General features: G+C 70.4%; 18 protein-coding genes. All 18 read left to right on the plus strand.

Annotated features, from left to right (window positions below; all coding sequences use genetic code 11):
* The first annotated feature begins 426 nt into the window (after positions 1–426).
* The 18 genes from AC07PR_RS11100 to AC07PR_RS11185 all read left to right on the plus strand — a co-directional run bounded on the left by AC07PR_RS11100 (position 427) and on the right by AC07PR_RS11185 (position 20,519).
* The gene (locus tag AC07PR_RS11100) at positions 427–1,443 is read left to right on the plus strand and encodes an EpsD family peptidyl-prolyl cis-trans isomerase (RefSeq protein WP_495135346.1); all 1,017 of its coding nucleotides are present in this window, start codon (positions 427–429) and stop codon (positions 1,441–1,443) included.
* Positions 1,443–2,339 (plus strand): polysaccharide export protein EpsE, encoded by an 897-nt coding sequence (gene epsE / locus AC07PR_RS11105; protein WP_377160879.1) that lies wholly within the window; start codon positions 1,443–1,445, stop codon positions 2,337–2,339. The genes AC07PR_RS11100 and epsE overlap by 1 nt, the downstream gene beginning before the upstream one ends.
* Before the next feature lie 43 nt (positions 2,340–2,382).
* Positions 2,383–3,801, plus strand: coding sequence for a chain length determinant protein EpsF (gene epsF, locus AC07PR_RS11110; protein WP_377160881.1), 1,419 nt, complete (start codon positions 2,383–2,385; stop codon positions 3,799–3,801).
* Between the two features lie 44 nt (positions 3,802–3,845).
* A complete protein-coding gene (locus tag AC07PR_RS11115; protein ID WP_377160883.1) occupies positions 3,846–4,721 on the plus strand; it encodes a polysaccharide biosynthesis tyrosine autokinase in 876 nt (291 codons plus the stop codon).
* A gap of 133 nt (positions 4,722–4,854) precedes the next feature.
* On the plus strand, positions 4,855–5,787 hold the full coding sequence (xrtB, locus tag AC07PR_RS11120) for an exosortase B (protein ID WP_431099900.1): 933 nt from the start codon (positions 4,855–4,857) through the stop codon (positions 5,785–5,787).
* Positions 5,784–6,560, plus strand: coding sequence for an exosortase C-terminal domain/associated protein EpsI (locus AC07PR_RS11125; protein ID WP_495135347.1), 777 nt, complete (start codon positions 5,784–5,786; stop codon positions 6,558–6,560). The genes xrtB and AC07PR_RS11125 overlap by 4 nt, the downstream gene beginning before the upstream one ends.
* A 26-nt stretch (positions 6,561–6,586) precedes the next feature.
* On the plus strand, positions 6,587–8,206 hold the full coding sequence (locus AC07PR_RS11130; RefSeq protein ID WP_483107602.1) for an O-antigen ligase family protein: 1,620 nt from the start codon (positions 6,587–6,589) through the stop codon (positions 8,204–8,206).
* Positions 8,203–9,270, plus strand: a complete 1,068-nt coding sequence (locus AC07PR_RS11135; RefSeq protein WP_377160892.1) for an acyltransferase family protein — start codon at positions 8,203–8,205, stop codon at positions 9,268–9,270. The genes AC07PR_RS11130 and AC07PR_RS11135 overlap by 4 nt, the downstream gene beginning before the upstream one ends.
* 1 nt (position 9,271) lies before the next feature.
* Positions 9,272–9,895: a serine acetyltransferase gene (locus tag AC07PR_RS11140; protein WP_483107601.1), complete on the plus strand. Its 624-nt coding sequence runs from the start codon at positions 9,272–9,274 to the stop codon at positions 9,893–9,895.
* A 4-nt stretch (positions 9,896–9,899) separates the two neighbouring features.
* Positions 9,900–11,378 carry an Atrophin-1 multi-domain protein gene (locus tag AC07PR_RS11145; protein WP_495135348.1) on the plus strand — a complete coding sequence of 493 codons (1,479 nt, stop codon included), beginning with the start codon at positions 9,900–9,902 and terminating at the stop codon, positions 11,376–11,378.
* 44 nt (positions 11,379–11,422) lie between these two features.
* A complete protein-coding gene (locus AC07PR_RS11150) occupies positions 11,423–12,730 on the plus strand; it encodes a glycosyltransferase family 4 protein (RefSeq protein ID WP_377160898.1) in 1,308 nt (435 codons plus the stop codon).
* A complete protein-coding gene (locus AC07PR_RS11155) occupies positions 12,723–13,943 on the plus strand; it encodes a glycosyltransferase family 2 protein (protein WP_377160900.1) in 1,221 nt (406 codons plus the stop codon). Before AC07PR_RS11150 ends, AC07PR_RS11155 begins: the two co-directional genes overlap by 8 nt.
* A 4-nt stretch (positions 13,944–13,947) precedes the next feature.
* Entirely contained in the window at positions 13,948–14,868 is a 921-nt protein-coding gene (locus AC07PR_RS11160; protein ID WP_495135349.1) for a WecB/TagA/CpsF family glycosyltransferase, read from the plus strand.
* Between the two features lie 124 nt (positions 14,869–14,992).
* Positions 14,993–16,129 (plus strand): polysaccharide pyruvyl transferase family protein, encoded by a 1,137-nt coding sequence (locus tag AC07PR_RS11165; RefSeq protein ID WP_483107598.1) that lies wholly within the window; start codon positions 14,993–14,995, stop codon positions 16,127–16,129.
* A complete protein-coding gene (locus tag AC07PR_RS11170) occupies positions 16,129–17,205 on the plus strand; it encodes a glycosyltransferase family 2 protein (protein ID WP_495135350.1) in 1,077 nt (358 codons plus the stop codon). The genes AC07PR_RS11165 and AC07PR_RS11170 overlap by 1 nt, the downstream gene beginning before the upstream one ends.
* Position 17,206: 1 nt before the next feature.
* Positions 17,207–18,724 carry a lipopolysaccharide biosynthesis protein gene (locus AC07PR_RS11175; protein WP_377160908.1) on the plus strand — a complete coding sequence of 506 codons (1,518 nt, stop codon included), beginning with the start codon at positions 17,207–17,209 and terminating at the stop codon, positions 18,722–18,724.
* A gap of 123 nt (positions 18,725–18,847) precedes the next feature.
* A complete protein-coding gene (locus tag AC07PR_RS11180; RefSeq protein WP_377160910.1) occupies positions 18,848–19,408 on the plus strand; it encodes an acyltransferase in 561 nt (186 codons plus the stop codon).
* Between the two features lie 31 nt (positions 19,409–19,439).
* Positions 19,440–20,519 (plus strand): acyltransferase family protein, encoded by a 1,080-nt coding sequence (locus AC07PR_RS11185; protein WP_495135351.1) that lies wholly within the window; start codon positions 19,440–19,442, stop codon positions 20,517–20,519.
* Positions 20,520–20,591: the final 72 nt, after the last annotated feature.

The following is a 20,591-nucleotide window of genomic DNA, read 5'->3' on the forward strand; positions in this document are numbered from 1 at the left end:
CCCGGTCTGACCGGGGCGTCTGAAGGCCTCCGAGGCCGCCGTCCGAAAGGTCGGCGGCCTTGTTCTTTTGGGGGCGTTCCTGTCGCGCCCTTCTTTGGGGTGTCCCGGCGTGCCCGAGACGGCGTTTCACGCTCGCCTGCTGACGGCTTTTTCACGTCGTTGCAATGACGTTCCGGAGGCGTTTTCAGACACCGGCTTTACAGGGTGGATCCCCCTTGTTCACGGGGGCTGCCACAGCCTGAAGACCGGACCCAGGACCCATTCTTGCTATGGACCCCTGCGAACCCGGGATGGGGGCTTTGAAGCCTGCCGGAACGGGTAAGTTCAGTCATGGTGCAGGGCTACACTCGCCGCTCGCGTACGCGTAGAGCACCCCTCAAGGGGCCGCCGGACAGATACAACATCAAGGTCGACACCATGCATGCGATGAGGAATCGGGATCACGGAAATCAAGCGCGACGGGCCACGCCGGCGGTCGCCTCCCTTGCTGCCGTCTCCGCCGCCGTACTGGCCGCGGTCGTGCTCGCCGCGTGCGGCGGCGGCAGCGGCGCCAAGGCCTCGCAGACCGCGGCCAAGGTGAACAAGGAAGAGATCACCGTCCACCAGATCAACTTCGTGCTGCAACGCCAGCCCAACGTGAAGCCCGAGCAGGTGGACGCCGCGTCGCGCCAGATCCTCGAGCGCCTCATCGACCAGGAACTGGCCGTGCAGAAGGCCCAGGACCTCAAGGTCGATCGCGATCCGCGGGTGGTGCAACAGATCGAAACCGCCAAGCGGGAGATCATCGCCAGGGCCTATGCTGACCGCATCGGCGAGACGGCCACCAAGCCGACGGACCAGGAAATCAAGCAGTACTACAACGACAAACCGGCACTTTTTGCCGAGCGTCGCATCTACAACTTGCAGGAAATCAACATCGAGGCGAAGCCGGATCAGTTCGAAGCGATCCGCGCCAAGCTGCAGGGTGCCAAGACCCTCCCCGAATTCCTCGAAGCGCTCAAGGCCGACAACTTCAAGTTCGTCGGCTCGCAGATGGTGCGCTCGGCCGAGCAGATCCCGCTCAACAACCTCGACGCGATCTCGCGCCTGAAGGACGGCCAGTTCATCATGAACGGCCAGGCCAACGGGCTCACCGTGCTGTTCCTCGCCGGCTCGCAACGCCAGCCCGCGACCGAGGCGCAGGCGCGCCCGTCCATCGAGATGTTCCTGCTGAACCAGCGCCGCGCGGAACTGGTCGCCAAGGACATCAAGGCGATGCGCGACAACGCCAAGATCGAATACGTCGGCAAGTTCGCCGATCTGGCCGCCTCCGCGCCCGCCGGCACTCCGGCGCCCACCCCCGATCCCGCGGTGCCGGCCGTCACGCCCGCCGCCTCCGACAGCCCCACCGGCGCCAGCGGCCCGGTGGACAACAACCTTGCCAAGGGCCTAGGCATCAAATGATGAATACGCGTCGCTTCCCGATCCTCTCCTTCGCTTCGGCGGCCTCCACGGCCGTCACGGCGGTCCTCGCGCTGTCCCTCGCCGGCGGCGCCGTCGCGCAGGCGCCGGCCCGTCCAGCCGCCGTGTCCACCGTGCCCGCCGCGCCGACCGGCCTGGCCTCCGGCGCCACCGCCGAATACCGCCTGGGATCGGGCGACGCCATCCGCATCAGCGTGTTCCAGAACCCGGACATGCTGCTCGAGACCCGCGTGTCCGAAGCGGGCACCATCACCTTCCCGCTGCTGGGATCGATCCGCATCGGCGGCCTGTCGATCAGCGACGCCGAACAGCGCATCGCCGACGGCCTGAAGAAGGGCAACTTCGTCAAGCAGCCGCAGGTCACCATCGTGGTCCTGAAGGTCACCGGCAACCAGGCCAGCGTGCTGGGCCAGGTGAACCAGCCGGGCCGCTATCCGCTCGAGGTCGCCGACACGCGCCTGACCGACCTGCTGGCCAACGCGCGCGGCGTGGCGTCCACCGGCGGCGACACGGTCGTGCTGTCCGGCGTGCGCGGCGGCAAGCCGTTCCGCCTCGAGGTGGACCTGCCCACGCTGTTCGGCGCCAACGGTCGCGAACAGGATGTGGTCGTGCTCAACGGCGACGTGCTGTGGGTCGACCGCTTCCCGATGGTCTACATCTACGGCGAGGTCCAGAAGCCCGGCCAGATCCGCCTGGAGCGCGGCATGACGCTGCTGCAGGGCCTGGCGGCCGGCGGCGGTCTGACGCTGCGCGGCACCGACCGCGGCATCCGCGTGCACCGCAAGGACGCGTCGGGCAAGGTGCAGGAGATCAAGCCCGGCATGGACGAGGCGCTGAAGGACGGCGACGTGATCTTCGTCCGAGAGAGCCTGTTCTGAATTGTGTGATGCCGGACCGTCGAGGTCCGGCTGAGGAGTGCCCGTGACGCCAAGCAAACTGTTTTCCATCCTGCGCGCGCGCTGGTCCCTGGTCCTGCTCGTCGTGCTGCTGACCACGCTGACCGCCTTCGCCGTCAGCCTGGTGCTGCCCAAGAAGTACGTCGCCACGGCCTCGGTGGTGGTGGACGCCAAGCCCGATCCGATCTCGGCGCTGATCTATCCGGGCCTGGCGTCGCCGGCCTTCATGAACACCCAGGTCGACGTGATCAGCAGCGACCGCGTCGCGCTGCGCGTCGTGCGCGACCTGCGCCTGTCGGAGGTCCCCGCGATCCGCGAGCAGTGGCAGACCGCCACCAGCGGCGAGGGCACGATCGAGCAGTGGCTGATCGCCTTCCTGCAGGCCAACATGGACGTGAAGCCCTCGAAGGAGAGCAACGTGCTGACGGTGGCCTACCGCGCGCCGGACCCGCAGTTCGCGGCTGCGCTCGCCAACGCCTTCGTCAAGGCCTACGTCTCGACGACGCTGGACCTGCGCGTCGACCCCGCGCGCCAGTACGCCGGCTACTTCGACCAGCAGGCCAAGGTCGCGCTGGAGAAGCTCGAGAGCACGCGCGCCAAGCTCTCCGCCTATGAGCGCGAGCACGGCATCATCGCCACCGACGAACGCCTGGACGTCGAGAGCAACCGCCTCTCGGAGCTGTCCTCGCAGCTGGTGGCGCTGCAGGCGCTGTCGGCCGAGTCCGGCAGCCGCCAGGGCCAGGCCGCGCGCGGCGCGGACCAACTGCCCGACGTGCTGGCCAACCCGGTGGTGATGCAGCTCAAGGCCGACCTGAGCCGCGCCGAGAGCAAGCTGCAGGAACTGAGCACCCGCTACGGCGACAACCACCCGCAGGTGATCGAGGCCAAGGCCACGGTGACCGACGTGCGCGGCAGGCTGCGCACCGAGATCGGGCGCGTCAGCGGCGGCGTCACCGTCACCAACACGATCAACAAGCAGCGCGAGGCGGAGATCCGCGCCTCGCTGGAGGCGCAGCGCGAGAAGGTCGCCAAGCTCAAGGCCGCGCGCGACGACGCCAGCGGCCTGATGCGCGAGGCCGAGAGCGCCCAGCGCGCCTACGAGAACATCACCACGCGGCTGACGCAGACCAGCCTCGAGAGCCAGACCACGCAGAGCAACGTCAACATCCTGACCGAGGCGGTCGCGCCGCTGAAGCCCTCGTCGCCGAAGATCCTGCTGAACACCGCGCTGGCCTTCGTCGCCAGCGTGATCCTGGCGGTCGGCCTGGCGCTGCTGCTGGAGATGCGCGACCGCAAGGTGCGCGATGCCGACGATGTCATGGCCGTGCTGCCGCTGCCGATGCTGGGCGTGCTGCCCGCGCCGGGCCGGCGCGCCTCGGCGCTGCCGTCGGCGGAACGTCGACTGCTCGGGCATACCGCCCGACCCGGCCGAGGGACCGCCTGATGTCCGATGTGAAGGAACCCATTCCGTTGGCCCAGAGGAAATCCGTGGACGCACCGACCAACAGCAAGTCTTCCGGCCCGGGCGTGCATGACCGCTCGATCGGCGCGATCATCGCCGAGACCCGCAACCTCAGCGCCGACCAGGTCGAGCGCGTGCTGCAGTACCAGCGCGAACGCGGCATCCGCTTCGGCGAGGCTGCCGTGGCGCTGGGCTACGCCAACGCCGAGGACGTGCTGGAAGCGCTGTCCAAGCAGTTCCACTACCCCTACGCCCCGAGCGAGCGCAAGGTCCGCAGCCCCGAGCTGGTGGCGCTGAACACGCCGTTCTCGTCGCAGGCCGAAGTCTTCCGCGGCATCCGCAGCCAGATCACGATGCGGCTGTACCGCGAGAACGAGCCGCGCCGCGCGCTGGCCGTGATCAGCCCCGACTCGCTGGACGGCAAGAGCTACTTCACGGCCAACCTGGCGGTGACGCTGGCCCAGCTGGGCGGCCGCACGCTGCTGGTGGACGCGGACCTGCGCCGCCCGCGCCAGCACGAGATCTTCGACGTCAACAACCAGGCCGGTCTGTCCTCGATCCTGTCGGGTCGCAGCGAGCCGCGCGTGATCCAGCAGGTGGAGGGCATGAACAGCCTGTTCATCCTGCCGGTGGGCGCGGTGCCGCCCAACCCGGTGGAGCTGCTGGAGCGGCCCGCCTTCGGGCTGCTGATGCGCGAGCTGGCCGGCAAGTTCGACCACGTGCTGGTGGACACCTCCGCGGGCCAGTACGGTGCCGACGCGGCGATCGTGGCCGCGCGCTGCGGCGCGGCGCTGGTGCTGGCGCGACAGAACAAGTCGCGGGTCACCGCGCTGCAGGAACTCACCGACAGCCTCGACGGCGTGTCCACGACACTCGTCGGGACCGTCATGAACGAGTATTGAGTCAGGGCCGCGAAGAGCCCTCGTCGGCCCGGCATGCACCGGGCCTCCGCCGCGACGCGCGCGATCCCCGCCGGATCGCGACGTCGCCGTCTGCCCGTCGCCGACCGTCTTTGCAGGGATCGCAGTGAAAGTCATGGCTAGCAATCTGTTCCTACGTTCGGGTGACCGCGCGGGCCCCGGGCCGGGCCGCGGCTTCTGGGCGCTCAACCGGCTGGCGCTGGTGGCGCTGGCCGTGGGCCTGGCGCTGCTGTACGTGCCGACCTTCATCGACTTCATCCACGGCCCGTGGCGCGGCGACCGCAACTCCCACGGTCCGATCGTGCTGGCGCTGTCGGCCTGGTACTTCTATTTCCAGACCCGTCGGCTGGCCTCGCAGGGCGAGACCTTCGACGTGCGGCCCGCGCCGCTGGCCGGCTGGTCCGTGCTGGTGCTGGGCCTGGCCGGCTATGTGCTGGGACGCTCGCAGTCGATCGCGCTGCTGGAGCTGGGCTCGCTGCTGCCGGTCCTGCTGGGGCTGGCGCTGATCCTGGCCGGCCCCGCCATCGCGCGTCGCTACTGGTTCGCGTTCTTCCTGCTGCTGTTCGCGGTGCCGCTGCCGGCGTCCATCGTCGACGTCATCACCCAGCCGATGAAGCTGGCCGCGTCCTGGGGCGCCGAGCACATGATGTTCGCGCTGGGCTACCCGGTGGCTCGCGCCGGCGTGATCCTGCAGATCGGGCCCTACCAGCTGATGGTGGCGGACGCCTGCGCGGGCTTGAACTCGCTGTTCACGCTCGAGGCGCTGGGCCTGCTCTACATGAACGTGGTGCGCCATGAATCGGTGTTCCGCAACATCGCGCTGGCCATCCTGATCGTGCCGATCTCGTACTGCTCCAACGTGATCCGCATCCTCATCCTCGCGCTGCTGACCTACCACTTCGGCGACGACGTGGGGCAGGGCTTCATGCACGAGTTCTCCGGCATGGCGCTGTTCCTGACGGCGCTGATGCTGATCGTGGTCGTGGACGGTCTGCTGCGCACGTTCTCGCTGCGCTGGGCCCGCTGGCGCGGCAAGGAGGCGGCATGAGCACGTCGATGAATCCTGGAACCCCGGGAACGCCCGCCACCCCGCCGGCGTCGACGCCGCCCGCGATGCTGCGGCTGCCCAAGCTGTCCGTGGCCACCTGCCTGGCCGGCGTGGCGCTGATGGTCGTCGCGGCCGGCGGCGCGTGGCTGGCGACGCCGCGTCTGCAGGCGGTGCTGGGCGCGCCCAGCCTGGATGCGACCGTGCCCAAGGCCTTCGGCGACTGGCGGGCGATCGTGGACTCGGCGCCGCAGATCGACGTCTCGCAGGGCGTGGAGACGGTGCAGGAACAGCCCTACGACCAGACGGTGATGCGCACCTACGTCAACAGCCGCGGCGACCAGGTGATGGTGGCGCTGGCCTGGGGCGAGCGCCAGCGGCAGGACGTCAAGGTCCACCGGCCCGAGGTCTGCTATCCGGCGCAAGGCTACTTCGTGCGCGCGATCGGCGACGGCCGCCCGGTGCCGACGGCCGGTCGCGCCGAGCCGGTGCCCACGACGCAACTGCTGACCGAGGCCCGCGGCGGCGGCGGCTACGAGGCGGTGCGCTACTGGATCCGCATCGGCACGCAATACGGCGGCGACGGCCTGGCCGCGCGCTGGTACATCCTCAACGAGGGTTTCCGCGGCCGCATCCCCGACGGGATGCTGGTGCGCGCGTCGCAGCGGCTGAACCGGCCCGAAGGCGCCGCGCAGTCGCAGGTGGTGATGGAAGGTTTTCTGCGCGAGCTGGTGGACGCGGTGCCTCCGGGCACGCGGCCGCTGCTGGTGCGCTGAAGCCCGGATGACAGGATGACGGCGGCATGAGGATCGGATTGCGGACAGGATCAGGCACGGAGATCGGGCGCGGAGATCGGGCGGCGGGCGCGGTCGGACGGATCGCGGGCGCGTGGCGCGTCTGGCGCGACGGCCTGGACGGGATGTCCCTGCTCGGCCTGGCCGGGCTGCTGGCCGGCGCCGTCGCGATCGGCCTGATGACGGTGATGGTCGGCGGCATGGCATCGGACCGCCCCGCGCTGCTGGCGGTGCTGCCGCTGATGCTGGTCACGGCCTTCCTGTTCCTCTACAGCCGCGAGGCCTTCCTGCTGGCGGTGCTGCTGGTGCGCGCCGGCGCCAATCCGATTTTCGAGGAGACCCGGCTCGCGGCCATCGGCGGCCTGGGCGGCCTGCTGAACGCGCTGATCATCGTGCTGGCGGGGATCATCATCGCGCGCGATCCCAAGCGCGTGCCGCGCGTCGCCTGGATGGTGTGGCTGCCCTTCGTGGCGGTGCAGGCGCTGGGGCTGCTGTATTCGCCGGACAAGGTGCAGGCGCTGCGGCTCTATCTGGGCCAGCTGTCGGTGATGGCGCTGTTCCTGGTCAGCTTCTACCTGGTCAAGGAAGAAGCGGATCTGAACAGGATGCTCAAGTTGGTCACCTGGTCGTCGGTGCCTGTCGCAGTTGTCACGCTGATTTACATCGGCCTGGGCAAGACCGCTGGTAGCGTGGACGCCTTCGAAGCTTCCGCCGGCCGGTACGGCGGACCGTTCCCTCACGCCAACATCCTGGCGTTCTATCTCGTGTTGTCCGTGGGCGTCATCTTCTATCGCTGGAAGAGCGGTCTGGCCGGCCGCGGCGTCCTGGCGACCGCGACGGTCGTGCTCTATCTGCTGCTGCTGATCGGGCTGCTGTTCGCGACCAAGACCCGCAGCGCGTGGATCTCCGTGCTGTTCATCTTCGTCGTCTACGGCCTGTTCCGCGAGCGGCGCTATCTCATCTATCTGGTGATCGGCGGCATGCTGGCCATGCTGATCCCCGAGGTGCGCGAGCGCGTCGTGGGCCTGGCCGAAGGCAACCAGGTGGTGCAGTTCGCCAAGCTGAATTCCTTCGCCTGGCGCAAGCTGCTGTGGTCGGACGCGCTGTCGTGGATGGCCACCTCGCGCATGGCCTTCGGCTACGGCGCGGAGTCCTTCGTCTTCCATTCGCAGACCTTCTTCTCGATGGCCGGCGGCCGCAGCTGGGGCGCGCACAGCGCCGTGGTGCAGGTGTTCTTCGAATACGGCGCACTGGGCGTCGCGGCCTACGGCTGGGTCTTCCTGTCGACCGCGCGCATGCTGCGCGCGCTGCTGCCGGTGCGCAGCCTGCTGGCGCTGATCTCGCTGGCGCTGCTGCTGTCCAACTTCCTGGTCTCGCTGTCGGACAACATGCTGTCCTACCTCATCTACAACTGGTACTTCTGGTTGACGATGGGCGTGGTGTGCGCGCTGGCCTGCCGCATCGCCGGCGCGGCCGAGGCGCGCAAGCGCCTGCCGTGGGGCATCCGGCCGAGCAAGTACCGGCCGCGGCAGCCGCATGACCGCGTCAGCGAGTTCCCCGCCACGCTGCCCCGCGTCAGCGAGTTCTCGGCCACGCTGCCGATGCACGGCGCGGAGCACGCGCGATGAGCGTCGACCCGGACCGCGATCAGCGCCGCGACCAGGGCCTGGATCTGGCCCTCGCCGCCGGCCACCGGCCCAGCGAGCGCCAGCCCGCGCTGGACGGCGTGCGCGCGGTCAGCATCCTGGCCGTGCTGTGGACCCACCTGTTCCCGCTGCGCGTCGGCGGCACGCCGCTGAACGAGTCGCTGGGCATCTTCGGCATGGCGCTGTTCTTCATCCTGTCGGGCTACCTGATCACCGGGCAGCTGCTGAAGCGGCCGACGGTGTCGTCCTTCATCGCGCGGCGGCTGCTGCGCGTCGTGCCGGCCGCGTGGATCTGCCTCGCGGTGGTCTGGTCGGTCAAGCCGGAGAGCCTGGACACGGCGCTCAGCTACCTGCTCTTCTACGCCAACCTGCCGCCGCAGCGGCTGGTGCCGCCGACCGACCACTTCTGGAGCCTGTGCCTGGAGGTGCAGTTCTACATGCTGTCGGCGCTGCTGCTGTGGCTGCGCCCGCGCGCGATCTGGTGGCTGTTCCCGGCCCTGCTGCTGGCGACCACGGCGATGCGCGTCGGGCACCAGGTGACCGCGTCCAGCATCACCTGGTTCCGCTGCGACGACCTGCTGGCCGGCGCCTGCCTGGCGCTGCTGATGCACTCGCGCCACTGGGCCGTGGCACGCGACGTGCTTGCACGTACCGGCATGGTTCCGCTGTTGCTCGTCGTGCTGCTGGCCTGCAGCTTCCTGCCGCATCCGGGGGTGAATCCGCTGGGCTTCCTGCGGCCGTATGTCGCCGCGGCCTTCGTCGGATCGCTGCTGGCGCAGCCCACGCACCGCTTGTCGCGCGTGCTGGGCGGGCGGGTGTTCATCTACATCGCGACGGTCTCCTACGCCCTCTACATCTGGCATCTGCCATTGGCCGCCACCTGGCTGGGCAGCGGCGACGTGGTCACCAAGTACCTGAAGCGGCCGCTGCTGCTGATCGCGCTGTTCGCGATCGCGCATGTGTCGACCTTCCAGGTCGAGCGCCGGTTCAACGACCTCGCCAAGCGCGTCGGCGCCGGGCGCGGCCAACGGTTGAAGGAGGTCTGAGATGACGTCCACGACCCATGTGCCGCGCGCGCCTCGCAATGCCCGCGAAGACGCCGACTGGCAGGCCGATCTGGCCCGCTGCGGCGGTGCGTCCGCGCTGCGCCGCGAGCAGTCGCTGTGGGCGCTGCGGGTCTATCGCTACGGCCGGCGCGTCGACGCGATGCCCGAGGGCAGCGCGCGGCGCTGGTCCCTGCGCTTCTACTGGCTGGCCTTCCGCGCGGTGGAGACCGTCACCGGCATCAGCCTGCCCAAGGAATGCCGCATCGGGCCCGGCCTGCGGATCTGGCATTTCGGCGGCGTGTTCGTGAACCCGGGCACCGTCATCGGCGCGAACTGCACCCTGCGCCAGGGCGTGACGCTGGGCAACCGCGTCGAGGACGGGCCGTGCCCGGTGCTCGAGGACGGCGTCGAGCTCGGCGCCTATGCGCAGGTGCTGGGCGGCGTGCGCCTGGGCGCGGGCTGCAAGGTGGGCGCGATGTCGGTCGTGCTGCGCGACGTGCCGGCGGGCGCGACCGCGGTCGGCAATCCGGCGCGGGTCGTCGCGCGTGAGACGACGCCGTCGTCCGACGAGGTCGCCGCGCGCGTTCCGTCGGACCTCGCGTCCCCGATGACCATGGAGGAATGACACGATGACCTGGGATCGACGACGCTGGTGTGCGGCCGCGGGACTGAGCCTGACGGCCACCGCGCTGCCATCGGCGCTGTGGGCCGCCGGGGAGGGGCGTGACGCCCGCGCCGCGCGTGACACGCGCGCGGCCGACGGGGCCCGGGGCGAGCGTTTCGGCACGGTGCTGCGGCCGTTCTCGGCGCAGTCGCCGTGGAACAGCCGGCCGGTCGAGCCGGTGCTGGACGACTGGGAGATTCCCAAGGCGTCCTACTCGCCGGCGCTGGAGTCGGGCAAGTGGTCGACCGGCGTCTTCGTCTGCCAGCCGGATGATCCGCCGATGCGCGTGCTCGGCCTGCCGGGCCAGAAGGGCGTCTGGGATCCGGATGCCGAGACGACGCAGCCGGAAGTCGTGCTGCCGCACTGGCCTGCCAGCGTGAATCCGGCCGAGGGCCTGGACGGCCACGCCGACATCGTCGATGCCGAGGCGGGCATCATCCATTCCTTCTACAAGCTCACCCGCGTCGACGACCAGTGGTGCGCCAAGCAGTATGCCTGGACGCGGCTCGACGGCCGCGGCTGGGGCGACCCGGCCCACTACTTCCAGGGCGCGCGCGCGGCCGCGGTGCCGACGATGGGCGGGCTGGTGCGCCGCCATGAGCTGGAGGAGGGCGCCGGCCCGATCCGCCACGCGCTGGCGATCTCGCTGACTTTCAACGGGCTGAGCGCGGACCCGGGGTATGTCTTCCCCGCGACCTCGGCGGACGCCGGGCTCAACAACAACAACGGCCGCATCCCCGAAGGCGCGCTGCTGATGCTGCCGCCGGACTTCGACGTCTCCAAGGTGGACGACGCGCGGCTGCGCCGCATCGCCGAGGCGCTGAAGGTCTACGGCGGCTACGTCGTCGATCGCAACGTGGGCACGCCCTTCGTCGTCTATTGCGAGATCGGCAGCAACGCCAAGCTGCACACCGCCAAGCTCTGGAACAGCCGCGCCGCCAGCGACCTGGAGCGCATGCGCCTGGCGCTGCGCCGGGTGAGCTCGGCCAAGGGCTGGCTCGATGGCAACGGCAAGCCGGTCGAATTGCGCCAGCCGATGAACCTGCTGTCCATGCGCGGCGCGTGGCGCTCCGAGCGCGACGACGCGCAGGCGCGCTTCGAGACCTGGCAGCAGGCCGTCGTGCTGAAGGACGCCAAGGCGGGCCTGGCCGTCGTCAACAACTCGGGCCGCCACATCACCGCGGTGAACTGGGCCAAGCCGCAGCCGGGCCAGAAGCTGACGCTGACCGCGCGCACCGGCAACGGCGCGACGCTGCGCCTGCAACTGCGCGGCGGCGAGCAGGGCGCCAAGGGCGCCGTCGCCTACGACAGCGGCGACCTGGCGGACGGCAAGTCGGTCACCTTCGAGTGGCCAGAGAAATTCGCGGGCTCGCGCCTGGTGGTGCGTGCCACGGCGTCGGGCGATTGCTGGGCCCGCGGCGACCTGCTGCCGGCCTCGACCTGACAGATCCGCGCTGAATCCGGGAGGAACGATTGATCACGAAGCAGTTGGATGACCAAGCCCCTCAAGGCCAGCCCCCGGCCGGCGCGCGCCCGCGCGTCGCCTACCTGGTGAACCATTACCCCAAGGTCAGCCATACCTTCATCCGCCGCGAGATCCTCGCGGTCGAGCAGCAGGGCCTGGACGTGCTGCGCCTGGCCATCCGCGGCTGGGACGACGACGCGCCCGATCCGATCGACCAGGCCGAGAAGGCCCGCACGCACTACCTGCTGAAGGACGGCACGGTCGGCCTGCTGAAGGCGACGCTGGCGCAGGCCGCGCGCGCGCCGGGCCGCTTCCTGTCCGCGCTGAAGCTGGCGCTGCGCATGAGCCGCCGCGCCGACCGGCCCTGGCCCTTCCACCTGGTCTACCTGATGGAGGCCTGCGCCGCGATGCCGGTGCTGCGCGCCGCGCGCATCCAGCACCTGCACATCCACTTCGGCACCAACCCCGCGGAAGTGGGCATGCTGATCGAGGCGCTCGGCGGTCCGGGCTACAGCATGACGGTGCACGGTCCGGAGGAATTCGACCGTCCCGACTTCCTGCACCTGGGCGCGAAGATCCGCGGCGCGCGCTTCGTCGCCGCGATCACTTCGTTCTGCCGCAGCCAGCTGTCGCGCTGGGTCGCGTACACCGAGTGGCCCAAGCTGCGCATCGTCCATTGCGGGCTGGATCCGGAATTCCATTCGGTCGAGGCGCCGCCGCCGCACGGCAAGCGCCTGATCTGCATCGGCCGCATGACCGAGCAGAAGGGCCATCTGCTGCTGATCGAAGCCGCCGCGCTGGTCGCGCGCGAGGTGCCGGACTTCGAGCTGGTGCTGGCCGGCGACGGCGAACTGCGCAAGACCATCGAGCAGCGCATCGCGCAGCTCGGCCTGCGGCGCAATGTCCGCATCACCGGCTGGATCTCCAGCGACACCGTGCGCAGCGAACTGCTCGCGGCGCGCGCGCTGGTGCTGGCGAGCTTCGCCGAGGGCCTGCCGGTCGTGATCATGGAAGCGATGGCGCTGGGCCGCCCCTGCGTCAGCACCTGCATCGCGGGCATCCCCGAGCTGATCCGCGACGGCGAGAACGGATGGCTGTTGCCCGCCGGCGATCCCGAGGCGCTGGCGCGCGCCATGCTCGCCTGCCTGAGGCTGGACGACGCCGAGCTGGCGCGTGTGGGCCAGCGCGCGCGGGCGTCGGCGCTGGAGCGCCACGACGTTGATCGCGAGGCCGCCAAGCTGGTCGCGCTGTTCGAGGAGTACGCTTCGCCCGCGAAGACCTATTCGCCTCATCGTGCCGCATCGGCCGCGAAGGAGGGGGCGCATGCCTGAGCTGTTGTCCACCGTGTCCGCCGTGGCCTGGACGCTGATGCTCGTGATCAGCCTGCTGGTGCTCGCGCCGGCGGCGCTGGTGCTGTGGCAGGTGCTGCTGGCGCTGCTGCCGGACCGCCGCGAGCTGCCCGCGTTCGAGCGGCCACCGCGCATCGCCGTCGTCATGCCGGCGCACAACGAAGGCCGCGGCCTGCGGCCGACGCTGATGCAGGCGCTGGCGCAACTCGGACCATCGGACCGCATCGTCGTCGTGGCCGACAACTGCAGCGACGACACCGCCGCGCAGGCGCGCGAGTTCGACGTGACCGTGGTCGAGCGCACGCACGCGACCGAACGCGGCAAGGGCTACGCCCTGGACTTCGGCGTGCGCGCGCTGGAGCGCATCTCGCTCGAGACCGGGCAGGCGCCGGACGTCGTGATCGTGCTGGATGCCGACTGCACGCTGGGCCCGCAGCTGTTGACGCGCATCGCCGCCGTGGCGCATGCGACGGGCCGGCCGGTGCAGGCGACCTACCTGATGTCGGCCGCCAACGATGGCCTGAAGGCGCGCGTGGCGGAGTTCGCGATGCGCGTGAAGAACCTGGTGCGGCCGCGCGGCATGCACCAGGTCGGCCTGCCTTGCGGGCTCTACGGCACCGGCATGGCCTTCCCGTGGGACGTGGCGGTGCAGGCGCCGCTGGCCAGCGGCCACCTGGCCGAGGACATGCAGCTGGGCGTGCGCCTGGCCCAGCTGGGCGCGCCGCCGCTGCTGTGCGAGGACGCGCGCGTGACCAGCGTCTTCGCCAACAGCAGCGAGGGCGAGGCCAGCCAGCGCACGCGCTGGGAACACGGTCACCTGGCGATGCTGGTCGGCGAAGGGCCACGGCTGCTGTGGCAGTCGATGCGTCCGGGACGCGGCGCGCAGCTGCTGCAGGTGATGGACATGCTGGTGCCGCCGCTGGCGCTGCTCGGCATGCTGCTGGTCGGCTGGACGCTGGTCCAGCTGCTGCTGGCGCTGGTGCTGGGCTGGACGGCGCCGTTCGTGCTGTCGCTGCTGGGCCTGGGTGCGCTGCTGCTGGCCATCGTGCTGGCGCAGCACCGCTGGGCCGGCGACATCCTGACGCTGGGCGAGCTGGCCCGCGCGCCGTTCATCCTGCTGGCCAAGATTCCGCTGTACCTGCGCTTCATCGTCAAGCGTCAGGTGGACTGGGTGAGAACCAAACGAGATGTCTGATCCCATGAGCCTCACACCCCCTCCGCCGGCGACGTCCGCCACGCCCGCGACGTCCTTGCCTCCGGTCGCGTCCACGGCGTCCACGACACCCGTGACGCCCGTGACGCCCGTGACGCCCGTGACGCCCGCCGGCGCCACGGACACCGGCCCCGCGGCGCTGCCGACCATCCACGTCGACGGGCTGCCCTTCGTCGCCACCACGGTGCCGGTGTTGACCGCCCACATCGTCGACGAGGCCACCGCCGGTCGCGGCGGCTGGGTGGTGACGCCCAACATCGACATCCTGCGCCGCTGGCGCCTGGAGCCCGCCTTCCGCGCGCTGGTGGCCGATGCGACGGTGTTCACCGCCGACGGCCGTCCCATCGTCTGGGCCAGCCAGCTGCAGGGCACGCCGCTGCCGACGCGGCTGACCGGCTCCGACCTGTTCAACGCGCTGATGGGCGCGGCCGCCGCGGCCGGACTGCGCATCGCGCTGATCGGCGGCAACGAAGGCGCGGCCGAAGCCGCCGCCGCGCGCCTGATCCCGGAGGCCGTGGCCGCGGGCCGCGTGCGCTGCCTGTGCCCGCCGTTCGGTTTCGAGCAGCAGCCGCAGGAGATGGCCAGGATCGAGACCTTGCTGACGGGCTGGCAGCCGCACATCGTCTTCATCGGGCTGGGCTCGCCCAAGCAGGAGAAGCTGGCCGCGCGTCTGCGACCGCTGGCGCCGCGCGCCTGGTACCTGGGCGTGGGCGTGAGCTTCAGTTTCGTGGCCGGCGACGTGAAGCGCGCGCCGGGCTGGATGCAGCGCAGCGGCCTGGAATGGGTGCACCGGTTGACGCAGGAACCCGGCCGGCTGGCGCGGCGTTACCTCGTCGACGGCATTCCCTTCGCGGCCGGGCTGCTGTGGCGATCGGCCACGCGGCGCGGCCGGAGTTCGGCAGTCTGAGCAAGACCTGGCCCCGCGCCGATCACGAGCTGCATTCCGAACCCGTCCCGACTTCTGACTCCCGACGCCAGATTCCGTCCCGCCCCCCACGGCCCCGACCTGGTCCCACCTTTCCGGATTCCGCATGACCGACTTCCTGTTCAACGGCTACTACGGCTACCGCAACACCGGCGACGACGTGTTCTGCGTCGTGGCGGACTGGGGCAGCCGCAAGTACTGGGGCGCCCGCGACCTGGCCTTCGTCGCCACCGAGCTGCCGGTGTTGAGCCAGCCCGCGCAGGCCATCATCCCGATCGAGCGCCGCTACCCCGGCCAGCAGACGCTGTCGCGCACGCTGTCGGGCCTGAGCGCGCGGCACATGGTGTATTTCGGCGGCTCGACGCTGCACTCGCCGCAGGAGCTGTGGGTGAACCTGCTGCGCCAGTCGCTGGTGCAGAAGGTCGGCCGCAAGTCGATCGCGGCGGCCGGCGTGTCGGTCGGCCCGTTCAAGTCCACGGACGGTGAACGCGAGATCCGCAAGCTGATCGGCGAGATGAGCTACATCGCGGTGCGCGATCGCGCCTCGTTCGAGATCGTGAAGGCGATGAACGTCGACACGCCGGTGATCCAGGCCTTCGATCCGGCGCTGCTGATGCTGGACGTGATGGCGGACTCGCCGGCGCCGGTGCTGCCGGCGCGGGCGACGGGACGGCCGGTGATCGGCGTGAGCGTGTGCAACGTGGAGCGCTACTACGGCAAGGGCAACCTGGAGAACGAGCAGCGCCGCGTGGCCTCGGTGAAGGCGACGGTGAAGGCGCTGGCGGAGGAGGGTTTCGCGCTGCGCTTCTTCGTGTTCAACGGGCATGCGGCGTCGGGCGACGACGCGGTGACCGACGAGGTGATCGCCTCGCTGGACGGCTATCCGCATGTGGAGCGGCTGCCGTACGACGACGATCCCAAGCGGGTCTACGCCGAGCTGCAGCGCTGCGACGCGATCTTCGGCGTGCGGCTACATGCGTGCATCCTGGCCTACACGGCGGGCGTGCCCTTCATCCTGGTCGAGTACCACCGCAAGTGCGGCGACTTCCTCGACGAGATCGGCTACCGGCCCGAGGGTCGCGTGGGCGATGCGACCGCCGATCCGGTCGAGGCCGCGCGCCGCATCGCGAAGCTGGCCGTCGGCGGCCGCGCCGCGCCGCCGTGGACGCGTTCGATCCAGGACTCGTGCGAGATGGCGCGCCTGAACTTCACGGCCGCGCCGTACAGCGAGGGGCGCCGCTGATGTCCGTGCCGTCTTCCTCCTTCGCTCCTTCCGGCGGCGTCGACGCGGTGCCGCGGATCTCCGTCGTCATCCCGCTCTACAACAAGGAAGGGCAGATCGCCCGCGCGCTGGATTCGGTCTTCGCGCAGAGCTTCCAGGACTTCGAGATCGTCGTCATCGACGACGGCTCCAAGGACCGCGGCGCCGACGTGGTCGCGGCGATCGCCGATCCACGCGTGCGGCTCCATCGGCAGGCCAATGCCGGCGTGTCGGTGGCGCGCAATCGCGCCGTCGAGCTCGCGCGGGCGGACGTGATCGCCTTCCTCGACGGCGACGATGCCTGGTACCCCGATCACCTCGAACGCCTGTGGCAACTGCGCGCGGACTACCCGGGCACCGTCGCGTGGGCGATGAACTACCACGTCGTGGACCTGGCCGGCAGGCTGACGCCCGGCGTATCGGTCGTGACCGAGCCGCGGCTGGTGCTGACGCCGGAGAACTACTTCCGCATCGCGCGGCATGGCACGCCGGTCTTCTCGTCCGCGGTGGCGGTGGACAAGGCGGCGCTGCAGCGCGTCGGCGGATTCCCCGCCGGCGTGCGGCTGGGCGAGGACCTGGACACGTGGATCCGGCTGCTGTTCTCGGGACCGATCGCCTTCGACGCGCGGCCCGGCGCGTACTACCACGCGGACGGCGACGACCGCGCGCTGGTGCGCAACCCGCCGCCGCCGCGCTACGTGTTCTTCGACACCGACGAGGCCTGGATGCGCGCGCATCCCGAGGCCACGCAGGTGGCGCAGGACATCGAGGCCTTCCACGATTTCTTCCGGCTGGCGCATGCGCATCACCAGATCAAGTGGGGCGACAAGGCCGCGGGGCGCGCAGTGCTCAAGGACTGCCGCTCGCGCGCCTTCGCGGCGGAACGCGATCGCCTGAAGCGCCTGAGCCTGCTGCCGCAGCCGCTGTACCGCGCGCTGGGACGGGTGCAGGCGACGCTGCGGCGGCGCGCCGAGGCGCCGTCGGCGTCGCCCTCGTCGCCCTCGTCGCCCTCGTCGCCCTCGTCGCCCTCGTCGACCACGCAGGCGTCGCGGGGCTGACGTGGGACAAGGCAAGCTCGGGGCCAACCTGGTCAGCAACGTCGCGTTCTTCGCGCTGAACATCGTCGTCTCGCTGTGGCTGGTCTCGTACCTGGTGCGCCAGCTGGGCGTCGCCGCCTACGGCCTCGTGCCGCTGGCGGTGACCGTGGCGGGCTACTTCAACGTCATCACCGCGGGCTTGAATGCCGCGGTGGGGCGGCATCTGACGGTGGCGATGAGCAGCGGCGACCAGGCGCGCGCCAACGGCATCTTCAACTCCTCGCTGTGGGCGTCCGCGCTGGTCGGCCTGCTGATGTGCGTGCTGGGCCTGCCGCTGCTGACCCAGATCGCGCACTGGATCGACGTGCCGGCCGGCTGGGAGCGCGACGCGGGCTGGCTGTTCTTCCTCACGGTGGGCGGGCTGGCGGTGACGACGCTGGGCACGCCCTTCCAGTCGGTGGTCTACAGCCGCAACCGCTTCGACCTGCAGAACCTGGGCAACATCCTCGGCCTGGTGGCGCGTGTCGTCGTCGTGCTGGTGCTGTTCCAGCTCACGATGCCCAAGCTCTGGCACGTCGGCGCGAGCGTGCTGTGCGCGGCGCTGGCCACGATCGGCGTGGTGATCGTGGCGTCGCGCCGGCTCGCGCCCGCGCTGCGACCGCGTCTGGACGGCTTCTCATGGCCGGTGGTGAAGGAACTCGGCGGCACCGGCGGCTGGGTCTTCATCAGCCAGATCGGCACGCTGCTGCTGATCAACATCGACCTGCTGGTGGCCAACAAGGTCGTCGGCGCGGCGGCGGGCGGACAGTACGCGCTGGTGCTGCAGTGGTCGATGCTGCTGCGCAATTTCGCGCTGGTGGTGTCGGGGGTGTTCGGTCCGACCATCCTCACGCTGCACGCGCAAGGCAAGCTCGACGAGATGATCGACTACGCGCGCGCCTCGGTCCGCAACCTCGGGCTGGTGATGGCGATCCCGATCGGCATCGTCTGCGGCTTCTCGGAGTCGATCCTGCATGTCTGGCTCGGTCCCACGTTCGCGCCGCTGTGGCTGGTGATGGTGCTCGCGACCGGGCATCTGGCGCTCAACCTCGCCTACCTGCCGCTGCACAACGTCAGCCTGGCCACCAACCACGTGAAGGTGCCCGGCGTCCTGCAGGTCGTGGCCGGCGTGGTGAACCTGGTGCTGGCGATCGCGATGGCCAGGGCCTGGGGCCTTTACGGCATCGCCATCGCGGGCGGCCTGGTGCTGCTGCTGCGCAACCTGATCTTCACGCCGCTGTACGCCGCGCACATCCTGCAGCGGCCCTGGTGGACCTTCGCCCGCGAGGCGCTGCCCATCCTGATGATGGCGACGCTGGTCTTCCTGGCCTCGCTGGCGGTGTCGCGACTGGCGGTGCCGGCATCCTGGCCTGCGCTCGCGCTGGCCACCTGCAGCGTGGGCGCCGGCGCGGCGCTGATGCTGTGGACGGCGTTCCTGCGGCGCGAGGATCGCGACGCGGTGCTGGGCAAGCTGCGGCGCAAGCTGAAACGCGCGGGCTGAGGCCGCGCGCTTGAGACGGTATTCAGGGGCGCGCGCACATTGCGACGGCGCACCGGCGGGACCAGCATCCTCCACGGGAGCAGCAGGTGCCGCCACGATGGACGGACAACGGAGAAACACGGCATGGGAAGGCTCTCGAGGATGGTGCGGCGCCTGCTGGGACGACCGGCGCCGACGGTGACGTTCAAGTCGCGCGGCGACGGTTGCGGCATCGCCGGCCGCAACGATTTCGTATTCCCGGAACGGATCTCGCTCGGCCACCACGTCCACATCGAGGGCGGTGGCTATTTCAACGGGCAGGGCGGGCTGACGATCGGCGACCACGTCATCTTCGCGCCCGGTGTCGCGGTGATGACCTCGATGCATCGCTACAAGGACGCGACGATGGTCCCGTACGACGAGGTCGACCTGTTGCGTCCGGTCACCATCGAGCGCTTCGTCTGGGTCGGCATGCGGGCGATGATCCTGCCCGGCGTGACGTTGCGCGAAGGGACCATCGTGGGCGCCGGCGCGGTGGTCACGAAGTCCCATCCGCCGGGCGCGATCCTCGGCGGGAATCCCGCGGTGCAGATCGGCACGCGCGACATGGCGGCCTTCCAGGCGATGGTCGACGGCGGCCGGCACTACCTGAAGCTCAAGCAGGAGCAGGGCCTGCGCAAGCGCGAGGTCCTGGATCCGCGTTAGGCAGTTCAAGGACGTTCAAGGCAGTACGACGATGACGACGGCGCGGCTCTCCTCTCCCGACGCGGCGCGATCCGACTGGGTCGACATCGCCAAGGGCTTCGGCATCCTGCTGGTGGTGTATGGCCACGTCGCGCGCGGGCTGGTCAACGGCGGCGTGGCGATGGATCCGTGGTGGTTCACGACGCTGGACTCGGCGATCTACAGCTTCCACATGCCGCTGTTCTTCCTGCTGTCGGGCTGGTTCTTCGTCGGCTCGCTGACGCGGCGTGGCCCGCGCGACTACCTCGCCGGCCGCGTGGCCACCGTCCTCTATCCCTACGTGCTGTGGTCGCTGCTGCAAGGCGGCATCGAGTTGCTGATGTCGCGCTGGACCAGCAAGCCCGTCTCGCTGGCCGAGGTGCTCGCGCTGGGCTGGACGCCGCGGGCGCAGTTCTGGTTCCTCTACGCGCTGTTCCTGATGAGCCTGCTCGGCGTCGCGATGTGCTGGCGCCGCCCGAAGGCCGGCGTCGCCGCGTTGACGCTCACGGGCGCGGCGCTGATGGCCCTGCAGCAGCGTGACTGGCCGATGCCGGCGGCGCTGGTGTCCAGCCACCTGCTGTACTTCGCCGCCGGCGCCTGGCTCGGCGCGCGCGGGCTCGGCACGGCGACGGCCTCGCGGCTCGCGCTGGCGGGCGTGCTCGCGGGCGGAGTCGCCCTCATCGCGTTGCAGGCCGCGGGCATCGGCGAAGCCAAGCTGCTGCGGCTCGCCGCCGCGACGCTGGGGCTGTCGCTCGTGTGCGTGCTGGCCATCGCGCTGGCCACCGGCGGCCACGGGCAGCGGATGGCGGCCCTGGGGCGGGCGTCGATGGCCATCTTCCTGGCCCACATCCTCGTGGCCAGCGGTGTCCGCATCGTGTTGACCAAGGTGTTCGGCATCACCAGTCCCTGGCCGCATCTGATCATCGGCGTGGCCGCAGGCACGCTGCTGCCCTGGTGGTTCTGGCGCGCCGCCCAGGGGCGTGCCGCGATGGCGCTGTTCGAATTGCCCGCCGTCTGGCGCCGGCGCCTGGCCGGTTCCGCGCCACGCCGCCATGACGCGCCTGTGACCGCCGCCGCTCACGGCGAGCGCTGAAGGCTCGCCGCCGAGCCGTCCTTCGGGGACAACGCCGCCATGACGCCGCGTTGGTGCGGCGTTAACCTCTTT

The sequence above is a fragment of the Roseateles sp. GW821-FHT09H11 genome (assembly GCF_059415845.1).